Raw genomic sequence first — 16,619 nt, forward strand, 5'->3', positions numbered from 1 at the left:
TAAATTCGGACTCGATGGGTGGGATAGAGACTTACACAAAGTGAAATCTCACGCATAATAACGGTTCTACGTTGCTAACGGGCCATGCTGGCCAGGGATTAAAAATGAAACACATACGCGTAGTCGCCTGCATGTTAATGCTGGCGCTGGCAGGGTGCGACAACAACGATAAAGCACCGACGGTGGCGAAAAACGACGCCCCCGCCGCGCAACCCGCTGCGGAAAAGAAAGCGGACAAAGATACCGCGCAGTTGCAGAAACTGGCCCAACAGAGTGAAGGCAAAGCGCTGACGCTGCTGGATGCCTCTGAGGTGCAACTGGACGGTGCATCCACCCTGGTGCTGACCTTCTCCATCCCGTTAGATCCTGAACAGGATTTTGCCCGTGTTATCCACGTGGTGGATAAAAAAAGCGGCAAAGTCGATGGCGCGTGGGAGCTGTCGCCGAATCTGAAAGAGTTGCGCTTACGTCACCTGGAACCCAATCGCGAACTGATTGTGACCATTGAGCGCGATCTCAGAGCGCTGAACAAAGCGATTTTCGAAATCAACTATGAGAAAAGCCTGACCACGCGTGATATCCAGCCCAGCGTGGGCTTTGCCAGCCGCGGTTCGCTGCTGCCGGGTAAAGTGGTGGAAGGTTTACCGGTGATGGCGCTTAACGTGAACAACGTAGACGTTAACTTTTTCCGCGTGAAGCAGGAATCGCTGGCGGCCTTTGTCAGCCAGTGGGAGTACCGAAATTCTCTGTCCAACTGGGAATCTGACAATCTGCTGAAAATGGCGGATCTGGTCTATACCGGTCGTTTCGATCTCAATCCCGCGCGTAACACCCGCGAAAAACTCCTTCTACCACTGAGCGAGATTAAACCGCTGCAGCAGGCCGGTGTCTACGTTGCGGTGATGACCAAAGCCGGGCAGTACGAGTACAGCAACGCTGCAACGTTATTCACGCTCAGCGATATCGGCGTGTCGGCGCATCGCTACCAGAGTCGGCTCGATGTGTTTACGCAAAGCCTGGAGAATGGTACCGCGCAGCAGGGCGTGGAGGTTGCCTTGCTGGATGAGAAAGGGCAGACCCTGGCGAAGGCAACCAGCGATGCGAAAGGCCATGTCCAGCTCGAAAATAACCCAAACGCCGCGCTGCTGCTGGCGCGTAAAGAGGGGCAAACCACGCTGCTGGATCTGAAACTCCCGGCGCTGGATTTAGCGGAATTCGATATCGCCGGGGATCCCGGTTATAGCAAGCAGTTTTTTATGTTTGGCCCGCGCGATCTGTATCGTCCCGGCGAGACGGTGATCCTCAATGGTCTGCTGCGCGACAGTGACGGCAAGACGCTGCCCGATCAGCCGGTGAAGCTGGAAGTGGTTAAGCCGGACGGTCAGGTAATCCGTACTGTGGTCAGTCAGCCGGAGAACGGGTTGTATCGCTTTACGTATCCGCTGGACAGCGGCGCGCCGACTGGAATGTGGCACATTCGCGCCAACACGGGGGATAACCAGACCCGGATGTGGGATTTCCACGTTGAAGATTTCATGCCGGAGCGGATGGCACTGAATCTCACCGGTCAAAAAATGCCTTTGTCGCCGTCTGACAAGGTGACGTTCTCGGTGGTCGGCTACTACCTTTACGGTGCCCCGGCGAACGGCAATGCGTTGCAGGGACAATGGTACCTACGCCCGCTGCGTGATGCGGTACCGTCATTGCCTGGCTTCCAGTTTGGCAATATCGCCGAGGAAAACCTGTCACGCAGTCTCGATGAAGTACAACTGACGCTGGACGAAACCGGGCGTGGCGACATCAGCACCAACAGCGAATGGCGTGAAACCCACTCGCCGTTGAAGGTGATTTTGCAGGCCAGTCTGCTGGAGTCCGGTGGTCGTCCCGTTACGCGTCGCGCTGAACAGGCTATCTGGCCGGCAGATACGTTACCGGGTATCCGTCCGCAATTTGCGGTGAAAGCAGTGTATGACTACCGCACCGATACCACGGTGAATCAGCCGATTGTCGATGAAGATAGCAACGCCGCCTTTGACATTGTCTATGTCGATGCCCAGGGCGAGAAGAAAGCGGTCTCCGGATTACAGGTGCGTTTGATTCGTGAGCGTCGCGACTACTACTGGGACTGGCTGGAAAGCGAAGGCTGGCAGTCGCGCTTTGATCAAAAAGATCTGGTGGAAGGTGAACAGACGCTGGATCTGAAAGCGGATGAAACCGGCAAAGTGACATTCCCGGTGGAATGGGGTGCTTACCGACTGGAAGTTAAAGCGCCAAACAATGCGGTCAGTAGCGTCCGTTTCTGGGCGGGCTATAGCTGGCAGGATAACAGCGATGGCAGCGGCGCGGCGCGGCCGGATCGCGTCACGCTGAAACTGGACAAACCGGCCTATCGTCCGGGCGACACGATGAAATTGCATATCGCGGCACCGGCGGCAGGGAAAGGCTATGCGATGGTGGAATCCAGCGAAGGTCCGCTGTGGTGGCAGGAAATTGATGTTCCGGCCCAGGGGCTGGATCTCTCCATTCCAGTCGATAAATCCTGGAATCGCCACGATCTGTATCTGAGCACGCTGGTGGTGCGTCCGGGCGATAAATCCCGCTCTGCAACGCCGAAACGTGCCGTGGGGCTGCTGCATCTCCCGCTGGGGGACGAAAACCGTCGTCTGGATCTGGCGCTCGAAGCCCCGGTTAAAATGCGTCCGAACCAGCCGTTGACCGTGAAGATCAAGGCCAGCAGTAAAAATGGCGAGACGCCAAAACAGGTAAATGTGCTGGTGTCGGCGGTGGACAGCGGCGTGTTGAACATTACTGATTACGTCACGCCGGATCCGTGGCAGGCGTTCTTCGGGCAAAAACGCTACGGCGCGGATATTTATGACATCTATGGTCAGGTTATTGAGGGCCAGGGGCGGCAGGCAGCACTGCGCTTTGGTGGTGATGGCGATGAACTGAAGCGCGGCGGCAAACCGCCGGTCAATCATGTGACTATTGTGGCGCAGCAGGCGCAACCGGTCATGCTGAATGAACAGGGTGAAGGCAGCGTGACGCTACCGATTGGCGATTTCAACGGCGAGCTGCGCGTGATGGCGCAGGCGTGGACGGCGGATGACTTTGGCAGCAATGAAAGCAAGACCATCGTCGCCGCCCCGATCATTGCTGAGCTGAATATGCCGCGCTTTATGGCCGGCGGTGATACTTCGCGACTGGTACTGGACGTGACCAACCTGACCGATCAATCACAATCACTGAACGTGGCGCTGACCGCCAGCGGACTGATCGAACTGGTCAGCGACCAGCCTGCGCAGGTTAGTCTGGCGCCGGGCGTGCGTACAACGTTGTTCGTTCCTGTTCGTGCGAAAGAGGGATTTGGCGATGGCGAGTTGCAGGCGACGATAAGCGGACTGAACGTGCCGGGAGAAAGCATCGGACTGCAACAGAAGCAGTGGAAGATTGGCGTACGTCCGGCATTCCCGGCGCAAACGGTCAATAACGGCGTGATGCTGCAACCGGGTGAAAGCTGGACACCTCCCGCGGAGGCGTTAGCGAATTTCTCTCCGGTTACCGTACAGGGTCAGTTGTTGTTCAGCGGTAAACCGCCGTTGAATCTGGCGCGCTACATCCGTGAGCTGAAGGCATATCCTTACGGCTGTCTGGAACAAACCACCAGCGGTCTGTTCCCGTCGCTTTATACCAATGCTGCGCAGCTAAAAGCGCTGGGCATTACGGGTGATACCGACGAGAAGCGTCGTGCGGCAATCGAAACCGGGATTTCCCGTCTGCTGCAAATGCAGCGTGACAACGGCGGATTCGCGCTGTGGGACAAAAATGGTCCGGAAGAGTACTGGCTGACAGCCTATGCGATGGATTTCCTGGTTCGGGCGGGTGAGCAGGGTTATAGCGTTCCGACAGAGGGGATCAATCAGGGTAACGCGCGTCTACTGCGTTATCTGCAGGATCCGGGGATGATGTCGATTCGCTACACCAGCGACACGCAGGCGAGCAAATTTGCCGTGCAGTCCTATGCTGCACTGGTACTGGCGCGTCAGCAGAAAGCCCCGCTTGGCGCACTGCGCGAGATCTGGGAGCGTCGCAGTCAGGCTGCTTCCGGCTTACCGCTGCTGCAACTTGGCATGGCGTTGAAAACCATGGGTGACGCGAAGCGGAGTGACGACGCGGTGATGCTGGCACTGTCTACCCCACGTCACGATGAACGTCAGTGGCTGGCCGATTACGGCAGTCCGCTTCGTGATAACGCGCTGATGCTGGCGCTGCTGGAAGAGAATAACCTGAAGCCGGATGTCCAGAACACGTTGCTGAACACGCTCTCTGAACAGGCGTTTGGTCAGCGCTGGCTGTCAACACAGGAGAATAACGCACTGTTCCTGGCCGCCCGCTCGCTACAGGATTTACCCGGTACCTGGCAGGCGCAGACCTCACTCGCGGAACAACCGCTGACGGGCGATAAAGCGCAAACCCGTAATCTGGATGCCGATCAACTCGCGGCGCTGCAGGTGACGAATAACGGTTCTCTGCCAATGTGGTTGCGTCTGGACGTGAGCGGTTATCCACAAACGATTCCGGCACCTGCCAGCAATGTGTTGCAGATTGAGCGCCATATTCTGGGAAGCGATGGGCAGAGCAAATCGCTGGAATCACTGCGCAGCGGTGAGCTGGTGTTGGTCTGGCTGGAAGTGAAAGCCAGCCAGGACGTGCCGGATGCGCTGGTGGTAGATCTGCTGCCTGCCGGACTGGAACTGGAAAACCAGAATCTGGCCAACGGCAGCGCCAGTTTGCAGGACAGCGGCAGTGAGGTACAGAATCTGCTAAATCAGATGCAGCAGGCAGATATTCAGCACGTGGAGTTTCGGGATGACCGCTTTGTCGCTGCCGTGGCGGTGAATCAGGGGCAGCCAGTAACGCTGGTCTATCTGGCGCGAGCAGTGACGCCGGGAACCTATCAGGTACCGATGCCCATGGTGGAATCAATGTATGTTCCGCAATGGCGGGCAACCGGCGCGGCTGAGGAAATACTGATTGTTAAGCCGTAAATGGGGCAATTAACCGGTAAACGCGGCGGCTGGCTTGGTCTGGTTGCCGCATCTGTTTTACTTGTTTGCGCCGTCTGGGCGGCCGATAAAATCTGGCCGCTGCCTTTGCGTGAGGTCAATCCGGCGCGGGTGGTGGTGGCGCATGACGGGACGCCGCTGTGGCGGTTTGCAGACGCGGACGGTATCTGGCGCTATCCGGTGACGGTCGAAGAGGTCTCTCCGCGCTATCTTGAGGCACTGATCAACTATGAAGACCGTTGGTTCTGGCAACATCCGGGAGTAAACCCTCTCTCTATCCTTCGCGCCGCCTGGCAGGATCTCTCCTCCGGGCGGGTGATTTCCGGTGGCAGCACGCTGACCATGCAGGTGGCGCGTCTGCTGGATCCGCATCCCCGCACGTTCGGCGGTAAGTTTCGCCAGCTCTGGCGCGCCCTGCAGCTTGAATGGCACCTCTCAAAACGCGACATCCTGACGTTGTACCTCAACCGCGCGCCGTTTGGCGGCACGTTGCAGGGGATTGGCGCGGCCAGTTGGGCTTATCTCGGTAAACCTCCGGCGCAACTCAGTTACTCTGAAGCCGCTTTACTGGCGGTATTACCGCAGGCGCCGAGCCGACTGCGTCCCGATCGCTGGCCGGATCGGGCAGAAGCGGCGCGCAACAAAGTGCTCGCGCGCATGGCGGCACAGGGGATCTGGTCGCAGCGCCAGGTTAAGGAGTCACGTGAAGAGCCTGTATGGCTGACGCCCCGCCAGATGCCGCAACTGGCGCCGCTGTTCTCGCGGATGATGCTGGGCAAAAATCAAGGCGACAAAATTGTCACTACCCTGGATGCCGGGCTGCAGCGACAACTGGAAGAGTTGGCGCAAAACTGGAAGGGCAGGCTGCCTGCGCGCAGTTCGCTGGCGATGATCGTCGTCGATCACACCGACATGAGCGTGCGTGGCTGGGTCGGCTCGGTCGATCTGAACGATGACACGCGCTTCGGTCATGTGGATATGGTTAAGGCGATTCGATCGCCTGGCTCAGTGCTGAAGCCTTTTGTTTATGGACTGGCGCTGGATGACGGATTAATCCATCCGGCGTCCTTATTGCAGGATGTGCCGCGTCGTAGCGGGGACTATCGCCCAGGTAATTTTGACAGCGGTTTTCATGGCCCCGTCAGTATGAGCGAAGCGCTGGTGCGCTCGCTGAATTTGCCAGCGGTACAGGTGCTGGAAGCCTACGGTCCAAAGCGCTTTGCCGCACAATTACGTAATATCGGGTTGCCGCTGTTCCTGCCCGCAGGCGCGGCTCCCAATCTGTCGCTTATTCTGGGAGGGGCAGGCGCACGGTTGGAGGATATGGTCGCGGGGTACAGCGCTTTTGCCCGCCACGGCAAAGCGGGAATCCTGCGTCTGCAACCGGGCGATCCGCTTGTCGAACGCACGCTAATGTCGCCGGGCGCGGCGTGGATCATCCGACGAATTTTAGCCGATGAAGCGCAACCGCTGCCGGACAGCGCGCTTCCCCGGGTAGTGCCGCTGGCATGGAAAACCGGTACCAGCTACGGCTATCGTGATGCGTGGGCGATTGGCCTCAATGCCCGTTATATCATCGGTATCTGGACGGGCAGACCGGACGGCACGCCCGTTGCCGGACAGTTCGGTTATGCCAGTGCGATCCCGCTGCTCAATCAGGTGAACAACCTGCTCTTAGCCCGCAATACCTCGCTGCCGGAAGACTCGCGACCGCAGTCGGTTACGCGTGGCGTCGTGTGCTGGCCAGGCGGACAGTCTCTTCCTCCGGGTGACAGCAATTGCCGGCGTCGTCTGGCCACCTGGCTGCTGGAGGACGCACAACCGCCCACGCTACTGCTGCCGGAACAGGAGGGGGTGAGCGGTATTCGTTTCCCTGTCTGGCTGGATAAGGCTGGTCGACGCGTTGCTGCCGATTGCCCGCAGGCGCGAGAGCAGATGCTGATTGTCTGGCCGTTGCCGCTGGAACCGTGGCTGCCCGCCGCAGAACGTCGCAGTGCGCGCTTGCCGTTGGCCTCAACGGAATGTCCGCCACACGGGCAGGATCCTGCGTTGCCGCTGTTGCTGTCAGGCGTACGTGATGGCGCTATCGTCAAACGTTTACCGGGGGCCGCTGAGGCAAGCTTAACGATTCAGAGCAGCGGCGGGGCAGGCGAGCGCTGGTGGTTCCTCAATGGTGAACCGCTGCAAGAACGTGGGCGCAGTATCACGTTGCGTCTGAGCGAAAAAGGGGACTATCAGCTACTGGCGATGGAGGCGAGCGGACAGGTTGCGACGGTGAGATTTACCCTGCAGTAGACCAGATTGACACTTTTTGTTGCTAATGCTCATCTTATTTTAAAAAAATGTTACCTTCGTCCATATGCAATAGCCGGGATGCTCTTTATAATCCGCGCCAGGTAAAACACAACAGAACATCTTTCAGAGGTAATCATGGCTATTGAACGTACTTTTTCCATCATCAAGCCAAACGCGGTGGCAAAAAACGTTATTGGTAATATCTTTGCGCGCTTTGAAGCTGCAGGGTTTAAAATTGTCGGCACCAAAATGCTGCACCTGAGCGTTGAGCAGGCGCGCGGCTTCTATGCTGAGCATGACGGCAAGCCGTTCTTCGACGGCCTGGTTGAGTTCATGACCTCGGGTCCTATCGTGGTGTCCGTGCTGGAAAGCGAAAACGCGGTACAGCGTCACCGCGATCTGCTGGGCGCAACCAACCCGGCTAACGCCCTGGCGGGTACGCTGCGTGCTGACTACGCTGACAGCTTCACCGAAAACGGTACTCACGGTTCTGATTCCGTGGAATCCGCCCAGCGTGAAATCGCCTACTTCTTTGGCGAAGGCGAAGTGTGCGCTCGCACGCGCTAATTCCCTTCATCCGGGAATTCGTCAGTGTGCCACCTTCCCGCGACGCGAAATATTCGGGAATAATTTTTCGATAAATGCCGCGTGCAAACGTGGCATCCTTGCGCCAGACTTTGTACAATGCAACGCCCCGGATGAGCCACTGCTTACCGGGGCGTTTCTTTTCAACCTCCCATGGGCCATAACGTGTAACAACGAGGCCGGAAAAAATTATGTCTGAATTAGTTAACACTTCTGAAATTATCACGCCTGCGGTTCCTGCAAAAAATGGCAAAATCAACCTGTTGGATCTGAACCGTCAGCAGATGCGCGAATTCTTTAAAGAGATGGGCGAGAAGCCGTTTCGCGCCGACCAGGTGATGAAATGGATGTACCACTATTGCAGCGACAACTTTGATGATATGACCGACATCAACAAAGTGCTGCGTAACAAGCTCAAAGAGGTGGCGGAAATCCGCGCACCGGAAGTGGTTGAAGAACAGCGCTCCTCGGATGGCACCATCAAATGGGCGATTGCCGTGGGCGATCAGCGCGTTGAAACGGTGTATATCCCGGAAGATGACCGTGCCACGCTGTGCGTCTCTTCGCAGGTAGGGTGTGCGCTGGAGTGTAAATTCTGTTCAACCGCACAGCAGGGGTTTAACCGTAACCTGCGCGTTTCTGAAATTATCGGTCAGGTCTGGCGTGCGGCGAAAATTGTCGGCGCGGCGAAAATCACCGGTCAGCGTCCGATCACCAACGTGGTGATGATGGGGATGGGTGAACCGCTGCTTAACCTGACTAACGTCGTGCCGGCCATGGAAATCATGCTTGATGATTTCGGCTTCGGTCTGTCCAAGCGTCGCGTTACGCTGTCGACCTCCGGCGTGGTGCCTGCGCTCGACAAATTAGGTGACATGATTGACGTCGCGCTGGCTATCTCGCTGCATGCGCCAAATGACGAAATTCGTGACGAAATTGTGCCCATCAACAAAAAGTACAATATCGAAACCTTCCTGGGCGCGGTTCGCCGCTATCTGGAGAAATCCAATGCCAACCAGGGACGTGTCACGATTGAATACGTCATGCTTGATCACGTTAACGACGGCACAGAACATGCGCATCAGTTGGCGGAGTTATTGAAGGATACGCCTTGTAAGATAAACCTCATCCCATGGAACCCGTTCCCGGGAGCGCCATATGGACGTAGCTCTAATAGCCGCATTGACCGTTTCTCTAAAGTGTTGATGAGCTATGGTTTTACCACTATTGTGCGTAAAACGCGGGGTGATGACATCGACGCCGCCTGTGGGCAACTGGCGGGGGATGTGATCGACCGTACAAAACGTACGCTGCGTAAGCGTATGCAGGGTGAGGCTATCGACGTTAAAACTGTCTGATGCAGAACGTGCTACAGCCTGATTTTTGTGCTGTGGCACAGTGTAATTTGCATGAGGGTCAGAGTCGTACTTGTCCGGTCAATAATAACGGTGCGTTTTTGTCGACTTTAGGGCAGTATGTACGGCGCGACAATAGTTTAGCCCTCAGGCTTAAGCTGTTTTTGTTAAGAGTCAGCAGACGGGTTTATACTGTTTGACTCAGGTTGACTGACCAGATTCTCGCGGCGTGGGTGGGCATTATGACTCGCCGGCGCCTGAACCTTAATTTTCACCAGCAGCTGTAGCGAATGAATACTGAAGCCACTCACGACCAACATGAAGCACAATCCACCGGCGTTCGTCTACGCAATGCCCGTGAACAACTCGGACTCAGCCAGCAGGCTGTCGCTGAGCGACTTTGCCTGAAGGTATCCACCGTACGCGACATTGAAGACGATAAGGCACCTGCCGATTTGGCTTCAACGTTCCTGCGTGGGTACATCCGCTCTTATGCGCGTCTGGTCCATATTCCTGAAGAAGAACTGCTACCGGCTCTGGAGAAGCAGGCACCGGTTCGAACAGCGAAAGTTGCACCGATGCAGAGCTTCTCACTAGGCAAACGCCGTAAAAAGCGCGATGGCTGGTTGATGACGTTTACCTGGCTGGTGCTGTTTGTGGTGGTCGGTCTGACGGGCGCATGGTGGTGGCAAAACCACAAAGCGCAGCAGGAAGAGATCTCCACAATGGCCGATCAATCCTCTGCTGAGCTGAACGCCAACAGCGAAAACACGCAAAGCGTGCCGCTGGATACCAGCGCAACGGCAAGCCAGGACAACACGCCGGCGTCCACCGGTCCGGCGGAGACGGCACAAACGCCTGCGCCGACGGCGGCGCCTGCGATTGACCCGCAGCAGAACGCCGTGGTCGCCCCATCTCAGGCCAACGTTGACACCGCAACAGCCACCCCTGCTACACCGGCAACGCCGGACGGCGCGGCCCCGTTGCCAACCAATCAGGCGGGCGTGGAAGCGGCTGCCGATCCGAACGCACTGGTAATGAATTTTACCGCCGACTGCTGGCTGGAAGTGAGCGATGCAACGGGCAAAAAGCTGTTCAGCGGAATGCAGCGCAAAGATGGTAATTTAAACCTGACCGGTCAGGCGCCTTATAAGCTTAAAATTGGCGCGCCGGCTGCGGTGCAGATCCAGTATCAAGGAAAACCTGTCGATCTGAGCCGTTTTATCAGAACTAACCAGGTTGCGCGTCTGACCCTAAATGCCGAACAATCACCGGCGCAGTAATAGACGGGTAACGCGGGAGATTTTTCATGCATAACCAGGCTCCAATTCAACGTAGAAAATCAACGCGTATTTACGTTGGGAATGTGCCGATTGGCGATGGTGCTCCCATCGCCGTACAGTCGATGACCAACACGCGGACCACGGATGTGGAAGCAACGGTTAATCAGATCAAAGCGCTGGAACGTGTGGGCGCTGATATTGTTCGTGTCTCCGTCCCCACGATGGATGCCGCAGAAGCCTTCAAACTGATCAAGCAACAGGTTTCGGTTCCGCTGGTCGCCGACATTCACTTCGACTACCGTATTGCGCTTAAAGTGGCGGAGTACGGCGTTGATTGCCTGCGTATTAACCCTGGCAATATCGGTAACGAAGAGCGTATCCGCATGGTAGTGGATTGCGCCCGTGACAAAAACATCCCGATTCGCATTGGTGTTAACGCCGGATCGCTGGAAAAAGATCTACAGGAAAAGTACGGCGAACCGACGCCGCAGGCTTTGCTGGAATCGGCAATGCGCCATGTGGATCATCTCGATCGTCTGAATTTTGATCAGTTCAAGGTCAGTGTAAAAGCATCTGATGTTTTCCTCGCCGTTGAATCCTATCGCCTGCTGGCAAAGCAAATCGATCAACCGCTGCATTTAGGGATCACCGAAGCCGGTGGTGCGCGTAGCGGTGCGGTGAAATCGGCGATCGGTCTTGGCCTGCTGTTGTCTGAAGGGATTGGCGATACATTGCGAGTTTCGCTGGCAGCCGATCCGGTGGAAGAGATCAAAGTTGGCTTCGATATCCTGAAGTCTCTGCGCATCCGCGCTCGCGGGATCAACTTCATCGCCTGTCCGACCTGTTCGCGCCAGGAGTTTGACGTGATCGGTACGGTTAACGCGCTGGAGCAGCGTCTGGAAGACATCATTACGCCAATGGATGTCTCCATCATCGGCTGCGTGGTTAACGGGCCGGGTGAAGCGCTGGTGTCCACGCTGGGTGTGACCGGCGGCAACAAGAAAAGTGGTCTCTATGAAGATGGCGTTCGCAAAGATCGTCTGGATAATAGCGATATGATTGACCAGCTTGAAGCCCGCATTCGTGCCAAAGCGACGATGCTCGACGAAGCACAGCGTATTAACGTGCAGCAGGTTGAAAAATAATAACGTGATGGGAAGCGGCGTGCTTCCCGTGTATGATTGAACCCGCATGGCTCCCGTATCGCTCGGGGAAGCGCTGAGGGTTCATTTTTATATTCAGAAAGAGAATAAACGTGGCAAAAAACATTCAAGCCATTCGCGGCATGAACGATTATCTGCCTGGCGAAACCGCCATCTGGCAGCGCATTGAAGGCACACTCAAAAACGTGCTCGGCAGCTACGGTTACAGTGAAATCCGCTTGCCGATTGTAGAGCAGACCCCGTTATTCAAACGCGCGATCGGCGAAGTGACCGACGTGGTTGAAAAAGAGATGTACACCTTTGAGGACCGCAATGGCGATAGCCTGACGCTGCGTCCGGAAGGGACGGCGGGCTGTGTACGCGCCGGCATCGAACATGGTCTCCTGTACAATCAGGAACAGCGTCTGTGGTACATCGGGCCGATGTTCCGCCACGAGCGTCCGCAGAAAGGGCGCTATCGTCAGTTCCATCAGTTGGGCGCCGAAGTTTTTGGTCTGCAAGGACCGGACATTGATGCCGAACTGATCATGTTAACCGCGCGCTGGTGGCGTGAACTGGGTATCGCTGAGCATGTCAATCTGGAACTGAACTCCATTGGTTCTCAGGACGCACGTGCAAACTATCGCGATGCGCTGGTGGCGTTCCTGGAACAGCACATTGAGAAACTGGACGAAGATTGCAAACGTCGCATGTACTCCAATCCACTGCGCGTCCTGGATTCAAAAAATCCGGACGTTCAGGCGCTGCTCAACGATGCTCCTCAGCTTGGCGACTATCTGGATGACGATTCCCGCGAGCACTTTGCGGGTCTGTGCAAACTACTGGAAGCCGCAGGCATTGCCTACACCGTCAACCAGCGTCTGGTGCGCGGCCTCGACTACTACAACCGCACCGTATTCGAGTGGGTCACCAACAGTCTGGGGTCTCAAGGTACGGTCTGTGCGGGCGGTCGTTATGACGGACTGGTAGAGCAACTCGGTGGTCGCGCGACCCCGGGGGTAGGCTTTGCAATGGGTCTGGAGCGACTTGTTTTACTGGTTCAGGCAGTTAATCCGGAATTTAAAGCCGATTCTGTTGTCGATATATACCTGGTCGCTTCAGGCGCGGATACGCAGTCTGCGGCAATGACACTGGCTGAGCGCGTGCGTGATGAAATCCCGGGCGTGAAGCTGATGACAAACCACGGCGGCGGCAACTTTAAGAAACAGTTTGCCCGAGCTGACAAATGGGGCGCCCGCGTTGCTCTGGTGCTTGGCGAGTCCGAAATGGCTGCCGGCACCGTTGTAGTGAAGGATTTGCGCTCCGGTGAGCAAACTGAGGTGGCACAGGACAGCGTTGCCGCCCATTTGCGCACGTTAATGGCTTAAGGAGAAGGACTGCGTGGAAATTTACGAGAACGAAAACGACCAGGTCGATGCGATTAAACGCTTCTTTGCCGAAAACGGCAAAGCCCTGGCTGTTGGGGTTATTTTAGGTGTTGGAGCGCTGGTTGGCTGGCGCTACTGGAACAGTCATCAGACTGAGTCCGCACGCTCTACTTCTCTGTCATATCAAACTGTAGTGAGTTCGCTCAGTGCGGGTAAAGCAGAAGACCTGTCTGCAGCGGAGAAATTTGCCGCAGACAACAAGAACGCCTACGGCGCGTTAGCGTCGATGGAACTGGCGCAGCAGTTTGTCGATCAGAATCAACTTGAGAAAGCCGCAGCCCAGCTTCAGCAGGGACTGGCCGCCACGAGTGATGAGAATCTTAACGCGGTGATCACGCTGCGTCTTGCTCGCGTTCAGGTTCAACTCAAGCAGGCGGACACGGCGCTAAAAACCCTTGATAGCGTGAAGGGTGAAGGATGGGCAGCAATTGTTGCCGATCTGCGCGGCGAAGCGCTGCTGAGCAAAGGTGATAAACAAGGTGCGCGTAGTGCATGGGAAGCGGGCGTGAAAAGTAATGCCTCCCCGGCACTGAGCGAAATGATGCAGATGAAAATCAATAATTTGTCCATCTGAGAGGGACCCGATGCAATTGCGTAAATTACTTCTGCCAGGGCTGCTTTCCGTTACCCTGTTGAGCGGCTGTTCACTGTTTAGTGGCGAAGAAGACGTTGTAAAAATGTCCCCATTACCGGTGGTTGAAAATCAGTTTACCCCGTCTACGGTCTGGAGCACTTCTGTAGGCAACGGTATCGGTGATTTCTATTCCAACCTCCACCCGGCGTATGCCGATAACGTGGTCTACGCTGCCGATCGGGCTGGCGTGGTGAAAGCGTTGAATGCTGATGACGGTAAAGAAGTTTGGTCGGTTAACCTGGGCGAGAAAGATGGCTGGTTCTCACGCTCGTCGGCGCAGTTGTCTGGCGGCGTAACGATTGCTGGCGGTCACGTTTATCTTGGCAGCGAAAAAGCGCAGGTTTACGCGCTGAACGCGGCGGACGGTACGGTTGCGTGGCAAACCAAAGTGGCGGGCGAAGCGCTCTCTCGTCCGGTAGTCAGCGACGGAATGGTGCTGATTCATACCAGCAACGGTCAGTTGCAGGCCCTGAATGAAGCCGACGGCGCCATTAAGTGGACCGTGAACCTGGATATGCCGTCTCTGTCGCTGCGTGGCGAATCTGCGCCGGCAACCGCCTTTGGTGCAGCCATCGTCGGTGGTGATAATGGTCGCGTAAGTGCCGTGCTGATGCAGCAAGGCCAGATGATTTGGCAGCAGCGTATTTCTCAGGCTACCGGCTCTACCGAGATCGACCGTCTGAGCGATGTGGATACCACGCCGGTTATCGTCAATGGCGTCGTTTACGCCCTGGCTTATAATGGTAACCTGACCGCGCTGGATCTGCGCAGTGGCCAGATCATGTGGAAACGTGAACTGGGCTCGGTGAATGACTTTATCGTCGACGGCAACCGTATCTACCTGGTGGATCAGAATGACCGCGTACTGGCGCTGACTACCGATGGCGGCGTAACGCTGTGGACGCAGAGCGATCTGCTGCACCGTCTGCTGACTTCCCCGGCGTTGTATAATGGCAACCTGGTGGTAGGGGATAGCGAAGGTTACCTGCACTGGCTTAATGTCGAAGACGGCCGTTTTGTGGCTCAGCAGAAAGTAGACAGCTCTGGCTTCCTGACCGAACCGGTCTCTGCCGATGGCAAACTGCTGATCCAGGCCAAAGACGGTACCGTGTACTCTATTACACGTTAATCGTCCTGGTCGTACGCTTTAAAAAACGGCTCCTGGTGCAGGGGCCGTTTTCCTGTTTTTAACAACAGCGCAAAAATGGCGGCTGTTGTCTGATGATTTTTAAAATGAGGCTTTAAACATGGTACCTGTGGTCGCGCTTGTCGGGCGCCCTAACGTCGGAAAATCCACGTTATTTAACCGTCTAACTCGCACCCGAGATGCGCTGGTTGCGGATTTCCCGGGTCTGACTCGTGACCGTAAGTACGGTCGTGCGGAGATTGAAGGTCGTGAGTTTATCTGTATCGATACCGGTGGTATTGATGGCACTGAAGATGGCGTAGAAACGCGTATGGCGGAGCAGTCGCTGCTGGCGATTGAAGAGGCGGATGTAGTGCTGTTCATGGTTGATGCGCGTGCTGGCCTGATGCCAGCCGATGAAGCTATCGCCCAGCATTTACGCTCCCGTGAAAAACCGACGTTCCTGGTCGCCAACAAAACGGACGGACTCGATCCGGATCAGGCCATCGTTGATTTCTACTCGCTGGGTCTGGGTGAAATTCACCCGATCGCCGCGTCTCATGGTCGTGGCGTGCTCAGTTTGCTGGAACACGTTCTGCTGCCGTGGATGGATGATGCCGCGCCGCAGGAAGAGGTGGATGAAGACGCCGAATACTGGGCGCAGTTCGAAGCCGACGAGAACGGTGAAGAAGAGCCGGAAGATGACTTCAATCCGCAGGACCTGCCGATCAAACTGGCGATTGTCGGTCGCCCGAACGTCGGTAAGTCCACACTGACTAACCGTATTCTGGGTGAAGACCGCGTGGTGGTTTACGACATGCCAGGGACTACCCGTGACAGTATTTATATCCCGATGGAACGTGATGAGCGCGAGTATGTGCTGATCGATACCGCCGGGGTGCGTAAGCGTGGCAAGATCACCGATGCGGTGGAAAAGTTCTCGGTTATCAAAACATTACAGGCAATTGAAGACGCTAACGTGGTGATGCTGGTGATTGATGCTCGTGAGGGTATTTCTGACCAGGATCTGTCTCTGCTGGGCTTCATCCTCAATAGTGGGCGCTCACTTGTTATCGTGGTGAATAAGTGGGACGGACTGACTCAGGAAGTGAAAGAGCAGGTGAAAGAGACGCTGGACTACCGTCTGGGCTTTATCGACTTCGCGCGCGTGCACTTTATCTCTGCGCTGCACGGCAGCGGTGTCGGTAACCTGTTTGAATCCGTCCGTGAAGCGTATGACAGCTCCACCCGCCGCGTCAGTACGGCGATGCTGACCCGTATCATGACGATGGCGGCTGAAGATCACCAGCCACCGCTGGTCCGTGGCCGTCGCGTGAAGCTGAAATATGCCCATGCGGGGGGATATAATCCACCGATCGTGGTGATTCACGGTAACCAGGTCAAAGACCTGCCGGATTCCTATAAGCGCTACCTGATGAACTACTTCCGTAAATCGCTGGAAGTGATGGGGACGCCGATTCGCATTCAGTTTAAAGAGGGTGAGAACCCGTACGCCAATAAGCGCAATACGCTGACTCCAACCCAGATGCGTAAGCGTAAGCGTCTGATTAAGCACATCAAGAAAAGTAAGTAATAACTTACCTGCCAGGCAGGTAACCCCCAAAAAGCCCGCACCCGTCGGGCTTTTTGGTATCTTTCCGTCTACCGTTTATATTCTGGTAACG

Annotated in this window: 10 protein-coding genes; all 10 read left to right on the plus strand. The window is 56.1% G+C overall.

Annotated features, from left to right (window positions below; translation table 11 throughout):
• The first annotated feature begins 104 nt into the window (after positions 1–104).
• The 10 genes from GBC03_11435 to der all read left to right on the plus strand — a co-directional run bounded on the left by GBC03_11435 (position 105) and on the right by der (position 16,528).
• A complete protein-coding gene (locus GBC03_11435; protein ID QFS70773.1) occupies positions 105–5,048 on the plus strand; it encodes an alpha-2-macroglobulin family protein in 4,944 nt (1,647 codons plus the stop codon).
• On the plus strand, positions 5,049–7,361 hold the full coding sequence (gene pbpC, locus GBC03_11440) for a peptidoglycan glycosyltransferase PbpC (GenBank protein ID QFS70774.1): 2,313 nt from the start codon (positions 5,049–5,051) through the stop codon (positions 7,359–7,361).
• A 135-nt stretch (positions 7,362–7,496) separates the two neighbouring features.
• Positions 7,497–7,928, plus strand: a complete 432-nt coding sequence (locus tag GBC03_11445; GenBank protein ID QFS70775.1) for a nucleoside-diphosphate kinase — start codon at positions 7,497–7,499, stop codon at positions 7,926–7,928.
• 209 nt (positions 7,929–8,137) lie between these two features.
• Entirely contained in the window at positions 8,138–9,304 is a 1,167-nt protein-coding gene (gene trmG/rlmN, locus GBC03_11450; protein ID QFS70776.1) for a bifunctional tRNA (adenosine(37)-C2)-methyltransferase TrmG/ribosomal RNA large subunit methyltransferase RlmN, read from the plus strand.
• 287 nt (positions 9,305–9,591) lie between these two features.
• The gene (gene rodZ / locus GBC03_11455; GenBank protein ID QFS70777.1) at positions 9,592–10,584 is read left to right on the plus strand and encodes a cytoskeleton protein RodZ; all 993 of its coding nucleotides are present in this window, start codon (positions 9,592–9,594) and stop codon (positions 10,582–10,584) included.
• Between the two features lie 26 nt (positions 10,585–10,610).
• On the plus strand, positions 10,611–11,729 hold the full coding sequence (gene ispG / locus GBC03_11460; protein ID QFS70778.1) for a flavodoxin-dependent (E)-4-hydroxy-3-methylbut-2-enyl-diphosphate synthase: 1,119 nt from the start codon (positions 10,611–10,613) through the stop codon (positions 11,727–11,729).
• 110 nt (positions 11,730–11,839) lie between these two features.
• Entirely contained in the window at positions 11,840–13,114 is a 1,275-nt protein-coding gene (gene hisS / locus GBC03_11465) for a histidine--tRNA ligase (GenBank protein ID QFS70779.1), read from the plus strand.
• A 13-nt stretch (positions 13,115–13,127) separates the two neighbouring features.
• On the plus strand, positions 13,128–13,748 hold the full coding sequence (locus GBC03_11470) for a tetratricopeptide repeat protein (GenBank protein QFS70780.1): 621 nt from the start codon (positions 13,128–13,130) through the stop codon (positions 13,746–13,748).
• 10 nt (positions 13,749–13,758) lie between these two features.
• A complete protein-coding gene (bamB, locus tag GBC03_11475) occupies positions 13,759–14,937 on the plus strand; it encodes an outer membrane protein assembly factor BamB (protein ID QFS70781.1) in 1,179 nt (392 codons plus the stop codon).
• A 118-nt stretch (positions 14,938–15,055) separates the two neighbouring features.
• Positions 15,056–16,528: a ribosome biogenesis GTPase Der gene (gene der, locus GBC03_11480; GenBank protein ID QFS70782.1), complete on the plus strand. Its 1,473-nt coding sequence runs from the start codon at positions 15,056–15,058 to the stop codon at positions 16,526–16,528.
• Positions 16,529–16,619 lie beyond the last annotated feature (91 nt).

The organism is Citrobacter telavivensis (assembly GCA_009363175.1).
Classification (GTDB): domain Bacteria; phylum Pseudomonadota; class Gammaproteobacteria; order Enterobacterales; family Enterobacteriaceae; genus Citrobacter_A; species Citrobacter_A telavivensis.